The sequence below is a fragment of the Streptomyces sp. NEAU-YJ-81 genome, from assembly GCF_017592595.1.
Taxonomy (GTDB): Bacteria; Actinomycetota; Actinomycetes; order Streptomycetales; family Streptomycetaceae; genus Streptomyces; species Streptomyces hygroscopicus_B.
Map to the genome: position 1 here is coordinate 207,727 of NZ_JAGFNO010000013.1, position 18,456 is coordinate 226,182.

The following is an 18,456-nucleotide window of genomic DNA, read 5'->3' on the forward strand; positions in this document are numbered from 1 at the left end:
TTCCCGTTCCGCTTCACGTTCTTCGTTCGGCGCGCATACCGTCGATGCGGAACGGATCGGAGGAACAGATGTCCCTGAAATCCGGTAAGGGCGCCCACCGGGCGCCTTCGCGTCTGCGCTCGCCGCATGCCATCGGCGCACTGGGGGTGGCGGTCACCGCCGCCGTCCTCGCCACCCTCGTCCCGGCCACGGCCTCGACGACCGACCCCGACCACGACGCCGGTACCGACCCGGCCCCCGCATCGTCCGTCCCGCACCCCGAGCGGGACTGGATGGGCTCGACGATCGCCCGCCACGAGAAGGCCGACCCCGGCGCCTCACCCAGGGCCACCAGAGCGGCCGCGGCCTCCGTGGAGGGTGTGGACGTCAGCGACCATCAGGGTTCGGTCGACTGGGCGGCCCTGTGGGACGACAACGTCCGATTCGCCTATGTGAAGGCCACCGAGAGCACGACCTACAAGAACCCCTCGTTCTCCGCGCAGTACAACGGCTCCTTCCAGCAGGGCATGATCCGCGGCGCCTACCACTTCGCCCTGCCGGATCGTTCCAGCGGCACCCGCCAGGCCGACTTCTTCGTGAGCAACGGAGGCGACTGGTCGGACGACGGCAAGACGCTGCCGCCCGTCCTGGACCTCGAGTACAACCCGTACGGAGCAACCTGCTACGGCCTGACCGCATCCCAGATCGTGGACTGGATCGGCGACTTCACGGCGCGGGTCAAGGAGCGCACCGGACGCCAGCCGGTGATCTACACGGCCACCGGCTGGTGGAAGACGTGCACCGGGAACAGCGCCGCCTTCGCCGGGCGGAACCCCCTGTGGCTGGCGCGGTACGCCGCCACCCCCGGGGCCCTGCCGGCCGGCTGGGAGACCCACACCCTGTGGCAGTACACCTCCACCGGTCCGCTGGTGGGCGACCACAACAGGTTCAACGGGAGCCTGGCGGGCCTCAAGGCGCTGGCCACGGGGTGAGGCGGCGGCGCTCAGCCGCCGAGCACACCGCCGAGCACTCCGCCGAGCGTGTCCCCGACACCGTCCACCAGGCCGCCCACCAGACCCTTGCCGTGGTGACCGCCCTCGCCGGGGGTGGACTGCGGCGGCTGGCTGGGCTGCTGCGAGGGGGTGGTCGGATCGGCGCTCGGGGTCGTCTCGCCCGGCGAGGAGGGCTCCGAGGGGACCTGGTCGTCCCGCTGCGCCGGGGTGGGGGCCGCGTGGGTGGTCGCGGCCTTGGAGGGTGCCGCGTCGGGGGTGGCCGGGGTGGTGGGCCGCTGCGCGCCGGCGCCCCGGTCCGTCGCCCCGCCACCGGGAGTGGCGGCGTCGGTGTCGTCGGAGATCAGCTTCGGCTTCGTGGACTCGCTGGGCGAGACATGGCTCTGCGAGGGCGAGTGGTCGACGGCGGGGTCGATGTGCGGCGCCTGCTCCTGCTGTGTGTTCACATCGGAGCGGGCCTGCGCGGACTTGTCACCGCCGGCCGTCGAGTGGAGGCCGAAGGCTATGGTTCCGGCCACTCCGAGGGCGGTAGCCGCCTTGAGCGTCGTGGTACGCGCCTGCTGAGCGGCGGTCGGTCGGCTGTGTCGACCCATTTCGCTGATCTCCCCGTTATGGCATGGGTTGGGTGCAGTGCACCGGAAGGCCCGGTTCCGAGAGGAACTGATGTCCGACGCACACGTGTTACAGAGTAAAGAATGAGCCAGATGATAACCACGGCCCCCCGGTGTACGGCCACCCGTACACCGGGGAACGTTTGTCCATGGCTAGCGCGCGGCCTCCGGATAGAAGTCGCGTGAACGGCCCTTGCCGTCCTTGAGCCTGCCGAGCAGGCTCGCCGGGTACTCGATGAGCCAGTAGCTCACCGCGGCGGCGGCCACGGCCACCACCAGCACGATGACCACGGCCAGCGGGAAGCCCGCCTGGCCGTCGGGGGGCAGCAGCCCGGCGTTGTACAGGCCCAGCATGATCGGCTCATGCCAGACGAAGAGGCTGTAGCTGGCCAGCCCGGCGCCGGTGAGCCAGCGGGCCGTGAGCCACGTGTGCCACCGCCCCTGCCGCCGCACATGGATGGTGCTGTACAGCAGCACCGTCCACAGCAGGGCGGACAGCGGATGGTAGAAGGTGGTGGGGAAGTCCTCCGCCTCCGTACCGGACCAGGACAGCAGATACAGCCCCAGGAGCGCGGCCACCCGCAGCGGGATCGCCACCTTCGCGTGGAGCCGGCCCCGGTCGCCGAGGGCGATCATCATCACGGCCAGGCCCATGCCCGCCGCGAACCCGCCGAAGCGGGCCTGCGGTCCGAAGTACACCGGCCATTCGGTGTGCGGGATCTCCAGCACATAGCGGGCGACCGCGATCCAGATGAACGGCCCGATGTACAGCAGGGCACATCCGGCGGCGCACACCGCCACCCGGGAGGCCCGCCGGCGCAGCGGACGGCACGCGCGGGCGGCCAGGGGGCCGAGTCCCACCAGCGCCAGATAGAACATGATTTCCAGTGACAACGACCAGGTGGGGCCGATGGTGTAGAAGATCTGCTCCTGGTCGAAGACCTGGGTGAAGGTGAGATGGTGCACCAGATCGGACCACTCGCCGGGCAGGGTGGGGTTGCGGGTGGCCCAGACGCACAGGACCGCCAGGAAGTACAGCGGGATGATCCGGATGGCGCGCCGGAAGAGGAACACCCGGCCGGGGCGGGTCGAGCCCCCGTCGATCGCCGCCCGTGCGTAGGACAGCGTCAGCAGATACGCGGACAGGACGAAGAAGAAGTCGATGACCTCCAGCGACACCAGCGCGTTCGCGTACCGGTTGGGCACCGGTGAGTGGGCGCCGTCCCGGTCGTAGGTGAAGTACTGCTGCCAGACATGGAAGACGACCGTGAGGAGCGCCGCCATTCCCCGGAAGCCCTGGATCTCCGCGTTCCGCCGGTTGCGGGAGGGAGCGCCCTTGGCGGGCGTGCCGTTGACCGGCCGGCGAACGGTGGCGGGCGCGGTGGTGAGGGTCGTGGACACCGTGCTCATGTCCGCTTCACCGCCTTCTCGCCGGGCCGCGGGGTGACCCGCCACTGGCGGTCCCGCAGCACCTCCTTGAGGAGCGACTGACGGGCCACGATGTTCTTGAAGTGGCTGTAGAAGAAGGTGGACACCAGCAGATAGCGCCAGAACCACGCCCTGCGGCGGCGCAGTTCGGGCACCGCGAGCCGCCATGCGAACAGCGCCTGGACCAGCCCGGCGGAGAGGGTGAACAAGGTGGCCAGCAGGCAGACCGGCACGGCCCAGTCGAGCTGGTCCACTCCGCCCGCCCGCCACGCCGAGTACAGCAGCACGGGCAGGATCTGCAGGGTCAGCCACGGCTGGATCTCGCGCCAGCCCAGCAGCACCAGCAGCCCCGCCTTCTGGCGGGCGGTGAAGGCCGGGGAGCGCAGTCCGCGCCACAGGTACTTCAGCGACACCTGGAGCCAGCCCTGGGCCCAGCGCGACCGCTGGTTCCACAGCGCCTTGAGGGTGGTGGGCGCCAGTTCGCGCGAGATGAGCGTGCGGTCGGTGGCGATCCGGGCGCCCTCGTGCAGGGCGCGCATCGAGGAGTCGATGTCCTCGGTGAGCATCGTGCCGTGCATCCGGGTCCTGGCGAGCAGATCGGTGCGCCAGAAGCCGTTGGAGCCGCCGAAGACGCCGAAGGTGTAGAGCCGGGTCCGGCCGGGGTGGCTGACGGCGTAGATGGCCTCGAACTCCACGCCCACCAGCTTGGAGACCCAGGAGCTCTCGCCGTTGCGGATCACACAGTGGCCCTGGACCACGTCGTAGCCATGGGAGAGCCAGTGCCAGGCGTGCTGGAAGGCGTCGGGCACCGGGTGGTGGTCGGCGTCGAAGATGCCGACGAACTCACCGCGCACCCGGGTGACGGCGGCGTTGACGTTCTGCGCCTTGGAGGTGCTGCCCGCCACCGGCATCAGCACCAGCCGCGGGTCGCGGCGGGCCATCTCCCGCAGGGTCTCCTCGACGGGCATGGGGTGCGGCGTGTTGTACGCGAGCACAATCTCCAGCTCGTTGGGGTAGTCCAGGCGCAGAAAGGACTCGATGGTGTCGACGATGGTCGCGGCCTCATTGGGCAGATAGGCGGCGATGACGGCGCTGGCCGGCGGATACGGCTGTGCGGGCTGTTCGGGCCGGGGTTTGGCGTCGAGCGAGAAGAGGCACTCCAGCACGATCATCGCGGCGGAGAGCACCAGTCCGGACACCACGACCCAGTAGGCGGCCGAGCCGACGTCCCAGCCCAGCTCGTACATCTGCTGGTAGAAGACGAAGGGGATGCCCACGCCGAAGAGAAGCACCAGGATGGGCGAGAGTGCCGACAGCAGGGTGCGGAGCGCGGTGGCCAGCGGACGGCGACGGCGGCGGTGGCTGCCGCGCATCCACGCCGCGTACTTGACCGGTCGCAGATCCCGGTGGCGGATCGATTCCTCGACCGCGTTGCGGGAGTTGGCGACGGCCTGGGCGCGGTCCGGGCAGTCGGCCAGCGGGGTCCATCCGATCGCCGGGGTCAGCCGTACGTTCTCATCGGCGACCACGAAGCGGGTCCCGGCCACGGCGTTGGCGAACTTCTGCAGTTCACCGCGCGCGGTGTCCTCGTCCACACCGGGCATCAGCATCAGCAGGTGGCCGTCGTCGTCCCAGCCGAGCCGGTCGCAGACACCGCCCAGCTTCTCCGCCACTCCGGCGAGACGTTCGGCGACCTCACGGCGCACCCGCGGCCCGAGCCGGGCTTCGAGGGCGGCTATCTCGGCGACGCCGACCATGGCGACGACACCACCGACGCGGCTGTCGTCGACCCGCTTGAGTTCCCGGTCGAGTTCGCCCAGGAAGTGGGGCTGGGAGTACAGGCCGGTGCGCGGGTCGAGGAGCAGGTTCTCGACGGGGACCGGGACCCGGCGCAGCTTGGCCTCGATCCGGGCGGAGAGCTCGACGGGGTCGGAGCTGTCCGGCAGGCAGTCGTCGGCGCCGCCGCGCAGCATGTCGGCGACGCCGACGGGGCCGGGGTCGGAAGTGACCATGAGCAGGGGCAGCGCCCGTCCCGCGGGCACGGCGCGGACCTCGCGTATCAGGTCCAGCCCGTCGTGGGCGTCGTCCAGGGCGACGATCGCGTCCGGAGGGGATTGCCGCATCTGACGGCTGACGTCGCCGGGCTCCGCATGGCTCACCTCATGCCCGGTCGAGACGAGTGTCCGGGTCAGCTGATCGAGTCTGGGGCCCGGTGTGCCGACCGCCAGCACATGCCCGCTCGGTCCCGCCACATCGCCGCGAGCGGCGGGCACGGGTTGCTGGTATTCGCGTGATCGTGGGTGGTGCGAAGTAAGCACCTGAGGGGTTCCTTTCTGAAAGACATGCGTCACCGAACGGGCCGTGGGCGCGCGGACGTTCCGGCCGGGGTCAGGGCAGACCGCGTGGCCCGCGGGCATGCGTGCATGGGCATGCGCCTACGGGCAGGCCGGAGTATGGCGTCGCCGGGAAGGCCGGGGCGATCCGCCGTTCGGTGAGTGGTGAGAGGCGGCTACGCCGCGACCGTGGCCGATCCGCGCGGGGAGAGGTGAGGTCTCCGGCGGGGTCTCGGGCAGACGGACGTGACGGCGGCGGGGGTCACGCGAACGTGCTCCAGCGAATTGCGCATAAGGTCCCATCCTGTTCGGATCGTGGGGGGCGGACCGAACGTCACCAGTGCGGGTTGACCGATCTTTTGGGCTGACCGGTCGGAATCCTAAGTCTCATCGATCACTACGGAACCACACAACACATCGAAGTAACACTCTCATTAACCGATGAGAGAGTTCCGCGTTCCGACGGGCCGATCGCCACCGGTCTCAACTTGCCTACGGCGCGGGGGTGTCGGAGCCCTGTCGGTACGGCGTCGGCGGGGCGTCGGTACGTCATCGACCCGGCATCGGCCACGTCGGTGTGGTGTCGGTACCTCCGGCCAGTCTTTTTCCAGGCACCACATTCGGTGGTTGAATTCGGAAGGGACAACACCATGCGCAATACCCGGGTCCTGATTTCCGGCGCCAGTATCGCCGGGCCCGCCCTCGCCTACTGGCTGGACCGCTATGGCTGCCAGGTCACCGTGGTGGAGCGCGCCGCGGGGCCGCGCCCGGGCGGACAGGCGATCGACGTACGAGGCCCGGCGCTGGAAGTGTGCGCGCGTATGGGTGTGCTGGAGGAGATCCGGACACACCGCACCGGGCTGCGCGGCATGTCGATGGTCGACGGCGACGGAAAGGAGCTGTTCAGCACCACCGAGCGCACCGCGAGTGGCGGACAGCTCGACAGCCCCGACGTGGAGATTCTCCGGGACGATCTGTCCTCGGTTCTGCTGGCCGCGGGCGGCGACGGGATCGAGTACCTCTTCAACGATTCGATCGCCTCGCTCGCCCAGGGCCCCGATGAGGTGGCGGTCACCTTCCACCGGGGCGGTTCGCGCGCCTTCGACATCGTGGTGGCGGCCGACGGGGTGCACTCCTCAACCCGGGCGCTGGTCTTCGGCCCGGAGGAGAAATTCCTTCACCATATGGGGGGCTATCTGGGCGTGTGGACGGTGCCGAACTATCTGGGCCTCGACCGCTGGGAGGTCATCTACCAGATGCCCGGCGACGTCTGGGGCGGCATGGTGATGAGTGTCCGCGAGAACACCGAGGCCCGGGTCTACATCGGCATCGACTCGGACGAACCGCCCGCCGAACTGCTCGGCTCCCGGACCGTCTCGGATCAGAAGCGGCTGGTGGCCGAGCGGTACCGGGACGCGCGCTGGGAGATGCCACGGCTGCTGGAGTACATGTGGGGGGCGCCCGACTTCCACCTCGACGTGGCGGCCCAGATCCATATGGACTCCTGGTCCCGTGGCCGGGTGACCCTGGTCGGCGACGCCGGTTACTGCGGCTCGCCGATGTCCGGGCAGAGCACCAGCGTGGCCATGGTCGGCGCCTATGTCCTGGCGGGCGAGCTCAAGGCCGCGGGCGGCGACCACACCGCGGCCTTCGCCGCCTACGAGCGCGAGCTGCGGGGCTATGCGGTGGCCAACCAGCAGCTCGCGCTGGACAACAAGGCGCGGAAGGACGCGGAGACCACATCGCGCGGGCAGGAGCCCGACACCAACCCGACCGATATCGGTGACGGCTTCTACGAGGTGGTCAACTCCTACACCCTCAAGGACTACTGACCGGGCCGCCCGACGGCCGTGGCCGTGGCCTCGTGGCCTCGTGGCCTCGTGGCCGTCTAGGACACCACGTCCTTGCGGCCGAAGCCACGGAAGGCGAACGCGAGGAACACCAGCGCGTAGGCGACGGACACCGAGACGCCCTTCACCATTCCGCCCCACTCCATATGGGGCTGGAGCGCGTCCGCCCACGCGAACTGCCAGTGCGCGGGCAGGAAGTCGCGCCAGGAGCCGAGCGCCGTGACCGCGTCCAGCACATTGCCCACGATGGTGAGCCCCACCGCGCCGCCCACCGCGCCCAGCGGCGCGTCGGTGACGGTCGAGAGCCAGAACGCCAGAGCGGCCGTGACCAGCTGGGACAGGAAGATGTACAGCACCACGAGGGCGAGCCGGACGAGGGCGTCCCCGATCGGCAGTTCACCGCCCGTGGGCATCCGCAGCGGCCCCCAGCCGTACGCGACGCCGCCCACCGCGAGCGCGACCAGCGGCAGCAGCACCATGGCGGCGGCGCTGAAGGTGAGGGCCACCGTCAGCTTGCTCCCCAGCAGCCGGGCCCGGGGCACGGGCGCGGCCAGCAGATAGCGCAGCGAGGACCAGCTCGCCTCGGAGGCCACGGTGTCACCGCAGAACAGCGCCACCGGCACCACCAGCAAAAAGGCGGCCGAGACGAACAGCGCGGTGGCGGCGAGGTTGACGCCGGAGGCGGTGGCCGTGGACATCAGGGTGACCCGGTCCTCCCGCCCCTCGGGGGTGCCGCCGATGGCGAAGGCGGCGACGAGGACGACCGGCAGCAGCGCCAGCACCAGCGCCATGACGAGGGTCCGGCGGCGGCGTAGCTGCCGTACGGCCTCGACCCGCAGCGGCAGGGTGTGATGGGCCCGGTAGCCGGGCGCGACCTGGGACAGGGAGCTCACGCGGATCCTCCTGCAATCAGCGTCAAGAAGGCGTCTTCCAGGCGCCGGTTGGGCCCGAAGCTGGTCACCGGGATCTCCAGCCGCACCAGTTCGGCGAGCAGCCGCGCCGGGGTGGTCCCGTCGAGCTGGACGAGCAGTCCGTCGGCGGTGCGGGCGGCGGAGACGATACCGGGCAGCGCGTTCACCTTGTCGACGTGGGCCTCGCTCAGCTCGCCGTCGTGGCCCACCAGCACACTGCCGCCGTTGCCGGTGATCTCGCCGACCGGGCCCGCCTGGATGAGCCGGCCGCGGTCCATGACGACCAGATGGGTGCAGGACTGCTCGACCTCCGCCAGGAGATGGCTGGATACGATCACCGTGCGCCCCTCGGCGGCGTACCGGATCATCACCTCGCGCATCTCGCGGATCTGCGGCGGGTCGAGGCCGTTGGTCGGTTCGTCGAGGATCAGCAGATCGGGCAGGCCCAGCATGGCCTGGGCGATGGCGAGCCGCTGCCGCATGCCCTGGGAGTAGGTGCGCACCGCACGCTCCAGCGCGCTGCCCAGGCCCGCGATCTCCAGTGCCTCCTCGATATGGGCGTCGGCGGCGGGGCGGCCGGTGGCCCGCCAGTACAGCTCCAGGTTGGCGCTGCCGGTCAGATGCGGCAGGAAGCCCGCCCCCTCGACGAAGGCGCCGACGCGGGAGAGCACGGGGGCGCCGGGCCTGATGGCCTGGCCGAAGACCCGGATCTCGCCCTCGTCGGGGGCGATGAGCCCCATCAGCATGCGCAAGGTGGTGGTCTTGCCCGCGCCGTTGGGCCCGAGGAGCCCGAGCACCTGCCCCTTCTCGACGCGGAAGGACAGCTCGCGTACCGCGTAGCGGTCGGCGGACTTGGCGTAGCGCTTGCTGAGACCGGTGATCTGCAGGGGCACCTCGGCCAGTTCGGGGTCGGGCGCGGGAGTGGCCGTACGCCGCCTGCCGGTCAGCACCAGCGCGAGCGCCACCACGGCCGCGGCGAGCGGCAGCCCCCACACCCAGGCGGGCAGCGGGGCGGGCTGGGTGTGCACCGCGGGTGCGGTGGGAACCGTCAGGCCGCCGTCCACGAGCCCGACCGTGTAGGTGGCGGGCTCGGTCGGGGAGGCGTAGCCGAGATCGGTGGAGGCGAGGACGAGCCGCAGCCGATGGCCCGCGATGAGCTCGTGGTCGACGGCGGGCAGCCGGACGGTGACGGTACGGCCCTGCTTCGCGCCGGTGACGCGCAGCGGCGTGACCAGTTGCTCGGGCAGCACCTGCTGCCCGTCCGGCCCCACGTCGTAGACCTTGGCGAACAGGACGGCGTCGTCCGTGTCGGCCTTGACCCGCACCTTCACCTCGGGCGATCCGGTGATCCGCAGGGGTCGGTCCAGCCGCGCCGAGTCGAACCGCGCGAACTGGCCCGGGACGTCGAGGGAGAGGCCGACGCCGAGCGAGGACGCCTGGGACAGCCCGGCCACGCCCGGCACCGTGGAGATGGAGGGCGGCCCCGCCCCGGGCGGGTTGGCGAACGACTGCTCGCGTCCGGGCAGTGCCACCTTCCGGGTGCCGTCGCCCAGGCCCGGGTAGCGGTCGCCGGTGGCGCCGCGCAGCTGGACCGCGCCGTTGGTGGTGTCGATGCCGCCGGTGCGGCTGATCCGGAAGGCGGGCCCGGTGTCGGTGCCCTTGTCGCCCCCCAGGTAGCGGTCGAACCAGGCGCGGGTGCGCGCCGCCACCCGCGAGGTCTCGCGGTCGCCGCCGTCATGCCCTCCGGCCGTCCAGTCGACGGCGACCGGCGCCCCGGCGGCCCGGATCGACTTCGCCATCTCATCGGCCTGGCCGAGGGGGAAGAGGGAGTCGGCCTGTCCCTGGAGGATCAGCGTGGGGACCTTGATCCGGCCGGCCACGGCGGAGGGGCTGCGGGCCTCGAGCAGCCGTCGGGCGGCGGCGTCGGGCTTTCCTGCGACCGCGACCCGCTCGTACATCTCGCACAGCCGCTTCTCGAAGCGACCGCAGCCCTGGCCTCCCAGGGCCTTCCCGCCGCTCTCGTCCCCCGCGCCGTTCGCGTCTCCCGGGTCCGCCTGGACTCCCTGGCCCGCCCCGCTGTTCGCGCCTCCCGGGCCCGACTGGCCCGTTCCGCCGCCCGCTCCTCCCCCGCCGTTCGCATCCTCCTGGCCGCCCTGGGCCTGGGTGAGGTCGGCCGAGCCGGTGGTGAAGAACAGTCCGGTCCAGAGCTTTTTGTAGACACCGTTCGGGAAGAGCGCGTCGGCGAGGTTCCAGTAGGTGATCTCGGGCGCGATGGCATCCACCCGGCGGTCGTATCCGGCGGCGAGCAGGGAGATCGCCCCGCCGTAGGAGGCGCCGGCGACGCCCACCCGGGGGTCGCCCTGGCCGTCGAGCCGCACCTCGGGGCGTTTCGCCAGCCAGTCGATCAGCCGCCGGGCATCGGCCACCTCATGGTCCGGGTCGTTCAGCCCGATCTTCCCCGTGGACCTGCCGAATCCACGCGCCGACCAGGTGAGCACGGCGTATCCGTCGCGGGCCAGCTCCTCGGCCCGGTCGCGTACGTCGTCCTTGCTGCCGCCGAAGCCGTGGGCGAGCAGGACCGCGGGCCTGCGGCCGGTGCCCGAGGTGAAGTACGAGGTGTCGATGCGCGCGCCCGGCATGTCCAGCACGCGGTCCTGGCGGTGCACGGCCGGCCGGTCGTCGGAGGCGGCGGCCGCCCAGGTGCCCGCGCCCGCGAGGACGGCCGCGGCGGCCACGGCGGCGGCCAGGCGCCGGCCTCGCAGCCGGGTCTTTCGGAGATCCATACCCGCAACCCTAAGAGGAGGATGCAAACGCCGGAGCTGACACCAGACGGATTCTCGTCCCCTCCCGGGGGAGTACCCCGACACCTGCCGTACACCCGGCGCGGTATGCCACCGGCCGCGGCGGCCGGGCTTTTGGATCAGTCAGATGAAGCTCCATAGGATGCGCCGGTGATCATAAAGAAACGTCTGGCGACAGGCGCGTTGGGGCTGCTCGCGGCCCTCGCCTGCGGCCTGATATCCCCTCCCGCCGCCATGGCCGGCGAACCGGCTCCCGATTCCCCGAAGGTCGAGCTGGTACTCGACGTCAGCGGCTCCATGCGGGCCCGCGACGTCGACGGCGACACCCGGATGGCGGCAGCGAAACAGGCGTTCAACGAGGTGCTGGACGCCACTCCCGAGGAGGTGCGGCTGGGCATCCGTACCCTCGGCGCCAACTACCCGGGCAAGGACCGCGTGGCCGGCTGCCGGGACAGCGAGCAGCTCTACCCGGTGGGCCAGGTGGACCGCACCGAGGCCAAGACGGCCGTCGCCACGCTGCGCCCCACCGGCTGGACGCCCATCGGGCTCGCGCTGCGCGGCGCGTCCAAGGACCTCTCCAGCGGCGAGGGGACCCGCCGGATCGTGCTGATCACGGACGGCGAGGACTCCTGCGGTCAGCCCGACCCGTGTGATGTGGCCCGTGAACTGGCCGCCCAGGGAACCCATCTGGTCGTCGACACGCTCGGGCTGACGCTGGACCGCAAGGTCCGCGAGCAGCTCAGCTGCATCGCCGAGGCCACCGGTGGCACCTATACGGCGATCCAGCACCGGGACCAGCTCTCCAGCCGTATCAAGCAGCTGGTCCGGCGCTCCGCCGACACCCCCGTGCAGACGCCCACGCCGGTGCAAGGCGCCGCACAGTGCGCGAAGGCCCCCTACCTGGGCTCCGGCCTCTACAGCGACCGGGAGAGCTTCGGCGAACACCGCTGGTACCGGATGCGGGTGGCGCCCGGTCAGGAGCTGCGGGCCTCGTCGAGCGTGGCCGTGGACCGCGCCGTCGACCCGGACTACGGCGTTCTGCTGCGGGCGATGACCCCGGGCGGCCGGGAGCTGGTGCGCGGCAGCGAGGCGGGCAGCGGCCGTACGGACGTCATGTCCAGCGGGCTGCGCTATCCGGTCGCCGATGTGGACGACGACGAGGACAAGACCGCGCGGACGGTGTGCCTGGAGCTGAGCCAGTCCTTCTCCGCGCCCGCTTCCGTCAAGCGCGCTCCGGGCCTTCCGGTGGAGCTCGCCGTCGATGTGGTCGGCAACGACGATCCGCCCGCCGATGTGGCCGCCTTCGGCCTTGGCCGCGGCTGGATGCTGCTGGGCGTGCTCACCGTGGGCGGGCTGCTCGCGGGGTTGCTGTGGGGCTGGCTGGCCCGCTGGCGTGTCACCGTCTGGAGGTCCAACTGATGCGAGCCCTGCGTACCGTGGGCGCCGCGCTCACCCTGTGTGCCGCCGCCTGGCTGACCGCCGCCGCCCCGGCCGCCGCTGACGGCACGGACGACAAGAAGGACGGCGCCCCCACCGAGGCGGGCACGAACTTCCGTACCGCCACCGAGATCAAGCCCGGTCAGAAGGCCACCGCGGCGGCCTCCACCGGCGACTATCTGTACTGGGTGTTCCCGGCCGCCGCCGGGCAGATCCCCAAGGTCGAGGCGGAGCTGAAGCTGCCCGACGGTTCGAGCCGGCACGGCAGCGCCACCTGGCAGCTCGACGTCTACGACGGTCTGCGCCGCCACCAGGCGTGCGCCTCGGGCACTCCGGCGCGCAGGGCGGCCCAGCAGGACCGGTCGGTCACCGTGAGCTGCACCCTGCGCCAGGTGCGGTCCTGGTCCGAGCGCTGGGCCAACGACCCGCTGCAGGGCGCCTATTACGTGCGGCTCACCGTCGTCGATCTGCCCGCCGAGGACCTCGGGCTGCCGATCGACGCTGAAGTGGAGGCGTCCGTACCGGACGCGGGCGGGGCGCACGCCGACGGCGGGGACGTGACCCCGCTCAATCCGGTACTGCGGTCCGGAACGGCCCCGGGCACGGACTCCGAGCCGCCGGGCGACCCGTCCTCGGACTCCGCGGACGGCAAGGGCGGGGACATCCCGCACGCGGTCGCCGAGCCGGAGGACGACTGGGGCTCCGGCTGGTGGTCGGACCGGTGGGTGTGGACCGTGATCGGCGCGGCGCTGGCGGCGCTCGCCGGGGTGGGCGGCTACACCCTCACCCGGGGGCCGCGCTTCCCGGGCCGTCCGCCGAGCGACGCCTGACCCGATATCTGACCCGATGTCCGGAATCGGCGCGCGGCCCGCACCTTCACCGTGCGGGCCGCGCGCCACACCGGACCCCGGTCGCCCGGACTCTCAGGAATAGTCCTGGCCCATGAGCCGCCCAAAGTCTTCGGGATCCGTGTCGAATCCACGAATAGCGCTCTGCATTCCCCATTCCCCCGAGTCGTCCCGGGTGAATACCGCCACCGTGGCGGCAGTGGCTCCAGAGACACCGGTGAAGTCGCTCGTAATCAGCTCGGTGTATCCGTTGAGAATCCGGACGCTGGTGTTCGGGACATCTCCGAACGCCTTCCGTCCCGAGCTCCGCTGGATGACTACCCCGACGACCACCCGCGAGTATTCGGACGACAGCCGTTCGAGTTCGAGGGTCATGGACTCGTCGATGCCAAGGCCCTGACCGGTGCGACTATCCCTGTTGAGGTTGATGGTGCCGTCCGGTGAGCGGCTGTCGAAGTGGACGAGATACGCGGGCTCACCGTACGGATCGGCGGCGCGGTACGTCCCCGCCACGATGTCGAGATCATGGGGCGGCTCACCGGTGGGACTCGGATCCCACTTGAGCGCCACCTCGATTTTCCGAAGCCCCTTGTTGAGACCAGTCACCCGGACTTCCCTTCCCTCGAACCGTGCGGATGTTGAATGCGCGTGGCGTCAAGCGTATCGCGGGCAGGGCGAGTTGAGGATTTTCCGACGGCCGCGTGCGGGGCCTCCCCGAGGGGTCTCTACTATGGGCCTCCGTACTAACGGCGGAAGGAAGCGTCCATGCGACGGTTGGGGGAGCTCGAGGCGGAGATCATGGACCGTCTCTGGGCTTGGCAGCGTCCCACCACAGTGCGGGAGATCGTGGACGACATCAATGAGCACCGCCCGGTCGCCTATACCACGGTGATGACCGTCGCTTCCATCCTCTACAACAAGGGCTGGCTGCTGCGCGCCAAGGAGGGCCGGGCGTGGGTGTACTCGCCGGTCCGCAGCCGCGAGGAGTACACCGCCGCCCTGATGGAGGACGCGCTCGGCACCAGCGAGGACCGCCCCGCCGCCCTCGCCCACTTCGTCGAGCAGATGGGCCCGGAGGAGGTCAGCGCGCTGCGCAAGGCACTGCGGGCCGCGGGACGGCGGACCCAGGCGTGACGGCCGCCCTCGCCCTGGGCTGCTACGCCGCCGTGGTCGGCTCGGTGGCCCCGAAGGCGCTGGCGCGCAGCGCCTGGCCGCATCGTGCACCCGGCTTAGCGGTTGTCGTTTGGCATGGATTGGTCCTGTCGTTCACCATCGCGCTGGCTCTGACCACTTATCACCTCGTCACCCCAACTTGGCATCTTCATAATGGAATGTCCGGCTTACTCCAATTCTGTGGGTTGACGTTCGACGCCCGTATCCCGGGCACGGGCCCGGTCGGCGTTCCGGCCATCGCCGTACCGGCCTTGGTGGCACTGCTTCCGCTCGCCTGCTTCGGCCATGAGCTGCTGCGGGCCCGGCGCGTTCGCGCCCGCCACCGGGGCGTGCTGGACATGGTCGGCCGGCGCTCGGCGCACTGGCGCGCCACCGTGCTGGACCATGACACGCCCGCGGCGTACTGCCTGCCCGGCCGCAGGCCGCGGATCGTCGTGAGCGCGGGCGCGCTGAGACTCCTCTCCCCCGCCCAGTTGGAGTCCGTACTGGAGCATGAGCGCGCGCATATCGCGGGCCGCCACCATCTGGCACTGGCGGCCACCGAGGCGTTCGCCCGGGTGTTCCGGTGGCTGCCGCTGGCGCGCGAAGCCAAGGCACAGACGGCACTTCTGCTGGAGATGGCCGCGGACGACCGGGCCCTGCGCCGCCATCCGCGCGAAGCGCTCGTCTCCGCCCTGTACGCGCTGGCGGCGGGCCACGCTCCCGGCGGGGCCTTCAGCGTCGGCGGACCGCACGCCGTGGTCCGGCTGCGGCGGATGCTGGACGCCCGGCGGCGCCCACATCCGGCGCTGTGCGGCGTGGTGGTGGCGGCCGCGGTGGCCGTACCGCTGCTGCCCCCTCTGCTCGGCTGCGCCCCCGGGATGGGATAGCGCCCCGGCACGCCTCGGGGGCCACCCCGGGGCCACACGGAGGCACCGCGGGACCCGGGGCGGCGGGGCGGGAGGCGGATCAGAGCCGGTCGAGGAGGGTCCGCAGAGTGGCGACCTCGGTGGACTGGTTCTTGACGACGTCGTCGGCGAGCTTCTTGGCCTTGGCGTTACGGCCGTTCTTCTTCTCGTCCTTCGCCATGGCGATCGCGCCCTGGTGATGGTCGATCATCAGGCTCGCGAAGGCACGGTCGAAGGCGGGCCCCTTGGCGACCTCGAGCTTCCGCATGTCCTCCTTGGACATCATTCCGCCCATATCGCCCTTACCACTCGAACCGTGGTCCATGCCATCCATGTCCTCCATACCGCCCGATGACGCCTTCTCCGGCTTACCCCAGTCCTTGAGCCAGGACTTCAGGGTGGCGATCTCCGGGTCCTGCGCCTTCTCGATCTGCCCCGCCAGGCTCGTGATCCGCGAGTCCGAGGCCCGGTCATCGGCCAGCGCGGCCATCGCCAGAGCCTGCTCATGATGCGGGATCATCATCTGCGCGAAGCGGACGTCCGCGTCATTGAACGCGCCCACCGAGGAGGCCGCGGTCGCCTCGGAGGCGGTGGACTCCTTTGTGCCCGCGTGGTCCATGTCCTTCGGGTCGTCGCTCCCGCCACAACCGGCGAGCAGCAGCCCTCCGGCGGCGACGGCGCCCACAAGCGCGAGACGGCGATGGAGCGGCCGACGCGGGACATGCGTCAATGCGGTCATGTCGATATACCTCTTTTGCCAAGTGTTGACTGTTCCATGGGGCGTACCGGCGCTTTACGCGCGGTTCGGCCTAAATCCGCAGAACAGACAGGGCAGTGAGGTCGGGTCCGTGTGACGGAGGGTCGGGCCGCGCGACGGCGGCCGACGCCACGGGGAGCCTCAGCGGGGGACCGCCCCGGCGGGCGAGGGCCGCGCTCAGGAGCGCCCCGAGCACCCAGACGCCGAGCACCGCGACACACAGCGAGGCCATGTCCATACCGGTCATGGGCGCGCGCGGCTTCGTCTCGGGCGCGGCCGGCGCATGCTCGGCCTCGGCGGACGGGGCGGGCGCGGCCCGGTGCGACCCGGAGCCGGTGGCGGCCGTACGGCCGTCGCGGTCGCCGTCGTACGGCTCGCCGTCGTACGGCGCGGGGCGCGGATCACCGGAGGCATGGTGTGCCGAGTGGCTCCCACCCGCACCGGATCCGCCGTCGGGATGACCCAGGGTGTGCATGACGAAGACACCGAGCGCGAGCACGACGACGAGCAGGACCCGCGGAAGGACTCCGTCCGCGCGCACACGCCTGCCGGTGGTCACCGTCGCTCCTCGGGGGTCGGTGTGATCTCTCGGAGCCACACCCTACTCCTAATGCCGTTAGTATGTGCACGGGCCCCCGGAAGACCCTAGGAAGCCGCTCAGCTCTCCCGCATCGCGAGCCTGGCCAGCATGTTCTTCGCCTCATCGGCGACCTCGGCGTCCGCGACCACGTCATAGCGCGCGGCCACGATCTGGCTGCGGGACGAGAAATCGCGCTGCCCCCGGGTCATGGCATGCCCGACGAAACCGAAGATCGCGCCGAACACCGCGCCGTAGACGAGACCGCTCACCAGCAGCACGATCACGTTGTTGGCCCCGGCGGCGAACACGGACAGCAGCAGCCCGACCAGCAGTCCGAACCAGGCCCCCGTACCGGCCCCCGCCAGCGCCGCACGGCCCCTGGTCATCCGCCCGAGCACCGTCTCGACCATGCGGAGGTCCGAGCCGATGATCGCCATGTGTTCCACCGGGAACTTGTTGTCGGACAGGAAGTCGACCGCGCGCTGAGCGCCGGCGTAGGTCGGAAACGAGCCGACGACCGGGCGGTCGACCACCTCCGACGGCAGTTGCTGGCTCATCGCCGTCTCCCTCCGTCAAGGAGAGCGTGCGCCCGCGCCTGTCCCCTCGCAACGGGAGAGGCGCGGGGAGGGGAGAGGGGAAAGTGGCGGAACCTCCGAGGATGGTCCGCACCGCCGGAAAATCCGGAACGCCGGCGCGGCTATCCGCGGAACATTTCCCCGGCCCTCTTCGCCCTTCTCCCTGCCACTCTTCGCCCTTCATTTCCCACCCGGGCACGAGACCCCGCCATTCCCGGAAGGGGCCGCTTCCTTTCGCGCTGTCGGTGCATGGGCCTGCTCCCCCTTTCGGGAAACCGTTATCCGTTTTCGGTTAACCGTTGACAGCGATCGTGGCCGTGGGAGCGGCTGACGCTGACGCGGTGACCGCGCGCCGACGGGCCGGGCCCGCCGCGCTCCGAGGAGGCGCGGCGGGCCGGCGGTTTCAGCGGCGGGCGGGGCGGTCGGTGTGATCGGTGTGATCGGTGCGGATGAGGGAACGCACCATCCGGCAGGTGGTGTCGGAGGGCGGATGCACCCCGATCCGGGCGGCCGTGGAGCGTATCTTGCGGTTGGGCGCCTGCTCGGGGCGGTAGACACCGGAGTTGAGCAGCGCGATGGCCAGGCGCATGGCCTTCAGACGACGGTTGTGGGACTCGTACCACTCACGCGGACGCCCGGCGGGCATCCGCTTCTTCGGCAGGGTCGGGAAGCTCGGCAGCTCCTGAAGAGGGGGTGCGGCAACGGCCATCGGCAGCCTCCTGAGATGGTCGGGAAACCTTCCCTTCAACTGCCTCTATTCTACGGCCGGGCACTGACAAAGGCCCCTGGTCAGGCACCATTTCGAAGCGATCCCGCGATAGCGTGTGCGGCATGGAGATCTGGATCAATCCGGCATGCTCGAAGTGCCGTGGCGCGCTCACCCTGCTCGACGCGGAGGGGGCGGGTTACACCGTCCGCCGCTATCTCGAAGACGTGCCGAGCCAGGACGAGATCCGCGAGGTCCTCGGCCGGCTCGGGCTGGAGCCGTGGGACATCACCCGGACCCAGGAGGCGGCCGCGAAGGAGCTGGGGCTGAAGGACTGGCCGCGTGAGGAGAGCGCTCGGGATCGCTGGATCGCGGCGCTCGCCGAGCACCCCAAGCTCATCCAGCGGCCCATCATCACGGCGGACGACGGTACGGCGGTGGTGGGGCGCACGGAGGAGGCGGTACGGGAGGCGCTGTCCCGGTCCCGCGAGTGACCTCAAGGCCAGGGGTACGACGCCCCCGGCGCCCCGTGTGACGACACGGGACGCCGGGCCTGCGCGCGGTACGGCT

At 70.9% G+C, this 18,456-nt stretch carries 16 protein-coding genes and 1 pseudogene; 7 read left to right on the plus strand and 10 right to left on the minus strand.

Translation table 11 applies throughout. The features are described 5' to 3' along the window. The first annotated feature begins 68 nt into the window (after positions 1-68). On the plus strand, positions 69-971 hold the full coding sequence (locus tag J5X86_RS26800) for a lysozyme (RefSeq protein WP_208519273.1): 903 nt from the start codon (positions 69-71) through the stop codon (positions 969-971). 11 nt (positions 972-982) lie between these two features. On the opposite strand, the gene J5X86_RS26805 is transcribed toward J5X86_RS26800, so the two are convergent. The 3 genes from J5X86_RS26805 to J5X86_RS26815 all read right to left on the minus strand — a co-directional run bounded on the left by J5X86_RS26805 (position 983) and on the right by J5X86_RS26815 (position 5,301). Beyond that, positions 983-1,582, minus strand: a complete 600-nt coding sequence (locus tag J5X86_RS26805) for an extensin (protein WP_208519274.1) — start codon at positions 1,580-1,582, stop codon at positions 983-985. Positions 1,583-1,753: 171 nt separating this feature from the next. Beyond that, positions 1,754-3,010 carry an acyltransferase gene (locus J5X86_RS26810; protein ID WP_208519275.1) on the minus strand — a complete coding sequence of 419 codons (1,257 nt, stop codon included), beginning with the start codon at positions 3,008-3,010 and terminating at the stop codon, positions 1,754-1,756. After that, positions 3,007-5,301 carry a glycosyltransferase gene (locus J5X86_RS26815; protein WP_308124735.1) on the minus strand — a complete coding sequence of 765 codons (2,295 nt, stop codon included), beginning with the start codon at positions 5,299-5,301 and terminating at the stop codon, positions 3,007-3,009. The genes J5X86_RS26810 and J5X86_RS26815 overlap by 4 nt, the downstream gene beginning before the upstream one ends. A gap of 710 nt (positions 5,302-6,011) precedes the next feature. Between J5X86_RS26815 and J5X86_RS26820 the strand changes: the two genes are divergently transcribed. Continuing rightward, complete coding sequence (locus J5X86_RS26820; RefSeq protein ID WP_208519277.1) at positions 6,012-7,193, plus strand: FAD-dependent monooxygenase; 1,182 nt, start codon at positions 6,012-6,014, stop codon at positions 7,191-7,193. Between the two features lie 56 nt (positions 7,194-7,249). Here the strand turns inward: J5X86_RS26820 and J5X86_RS26825 are convergent, their stop codons facing one another. Next, the gene (locus J5X86_RS26825; RefSeq protein ID WP_208519278.1) at positions 7,250-8,104 is read right to left on the minus strand and encodes an ABC transporter permease subunit; all 855 of its coding nucleotides are present in this window, start codon (positions 8,102-8,104) and stop codon (positions 7,250-7,252) included. Further along, the gene (locus J5X86_RS26830; protein ID WP_208519279.1) at positions 8,101-10,905 is read right to left on the minus strand and encodes an alpha/beta fold hydrolase; all 2,805 of its coding nucleotides are present in this window, start codon (positions 10,903-10,905) and stop codon (positions 8,101-8,103) included. Before J5X86_RS26830 ends, J5X86_RS26825 begins: the two co-directional genes overlap by 4 nt. 168 nt (positions 10,906-11,073) lie before the next feature. Between J5X86_RS26830 and J5X86_RS26835 the strand changes: the two genes are divergently transcribed. Together J5X86_RS26835 and J5X86_RS26840 are read left to right on the plus strand one after the other, a co-directional pair. Further along, on the plus strand, positions 11,074-12,342 hold the full coding sequence (locus J5X86_RS26835) for a VWA domain-containing protein (protein ID WP_208519280.1): 1,269 nt from the start codon (positions 11,074-11,076) through the stop codon (positions 12,340-12,342). Next, positions 12,342-13,190, plus strand: a complete 849-nt coding sequence (locus J5X86_RS26840; RefSeq protein WP_208519281.1) for a hypothetical protein — start codon at positions 12,342-12,344, stop codon at positions 13,188-13,190. Before J5X86_RS26835 ends, J5X86_RS26840 begins: the two co-directional genes overlap by 1 nt. A 93-nt stretch (positions 13,191-13,283) precedes the next feature. Here J5X86_RS26840 and J5X86_RS26845 read toward each other — a convergent pair. After that, a pseudogene (locus J5X86_RS26845) lies at positions 13,284-13,817 on the minus strand (TerD family protein); the annotation flags it as partial. A gap of 156 nt (positions 13,818-13,973) precedes the next feature. On the opposite strand from J5X86_RS26845, the gene J5X86_RS26850 reads away from it, so the two are divergent. Both J5X86_RS26850 and J5X86_RS26855 read left to right on the plus strand, forming a co-directional pair. Beyond that, positions 13,974-14,342 (plus strand): BlaI/MecI/CopY family transcriptional regulator, encoded by a 369-nt coding sequence (locus J5X86_RS26850; protein WP_208519283.1) that lies wholly within the window; start codon positions 13,974-13,976, stop codon positions 14,340-14,342. A 224-nt stretch (positions 14,343-14,566) separates the two neighbouring features. Further along, positions 14,567-15,250: a M56 family metallopeptidase gene (locus tag J5X86_RS26855; RefSeq protein WP_308124736.1), complete on the plus strand. Its 684-nt coding sequence runs from the start codon at positions 14,567-14,569 to the stop codon at positions 15,248-15,250. Between the two features lie 79 nt (positions 15,251-15,329). Here J5X86_RS26855 and J5X86_RS26860 read toward each other — a convergent pair whose 3' ends face one another. The 4 genes from J5X86_RS26860 to J5X86_RS26875 form a co-directional block, all read right to left on the minus strand. Beyond that, complete coding sequence (locus J5X86_RS26860; RefSeq protein WP_208519285.1) at positions 15,330-16,007, minus strand: DUF305 domain-containing protein; 678 nt, start codon at positions 16,005-16,007, stop codon at positions 15,330-15,332. Between the two features lie 70 nt (positions 16,008-16,077). Next, positions 16,078-16,584 carry a hypothetical protein gene (locus tag J5X86_RS26865; RefSeq protein ID WP_208519286.1) on the minus strand — a complete coding sequence of 169 codons (507 nt, stop codon included), beginning with the start codon at positions 16,582-16,584 and terminating at the stop codon, positions 16,078-16,080. Between the two features lie 98 nt (positions 16,585-16,682). After that, positions 16,683-17,162, minus strand: coding sequence for a general stress protein (locus tag J5X86_RS26870; protein ID WP_208519287.1), 480 nt, complete (start codon positions 17,160-17,162; stop codon positions 16,683-16,685). Between the two features lie 421 nt (positions 17,163-17,583). After that, positions 17,584-17,889, minus strand: a complete 306-nt coding sequence (locus J5X86_RS26875; protein WP_208519288.1) for a hypothetical protein — start codon at positions 17,887-17,889, stop codon at positions 17,584-17,586. A gap of 122 nt (positions 17,890-18,011) precedes the next feature. Between J5X86_RS26875 and J5X86_RS26880 the strand changes: the two genes are divergently transcribed. Further along, positions 18,012-18,380 (plus strand): arsenate reductase family protein, encoded by a 369-nt coding sequence (locus J5X86_RS26880; protein ID WP_208519289.1) that lies wholly within the window; start codon positions 18,012-18,014, stop codon positions 18,378-18,380. Positions 18,381-18,456 lie beyond the last annotated feature (76 nt).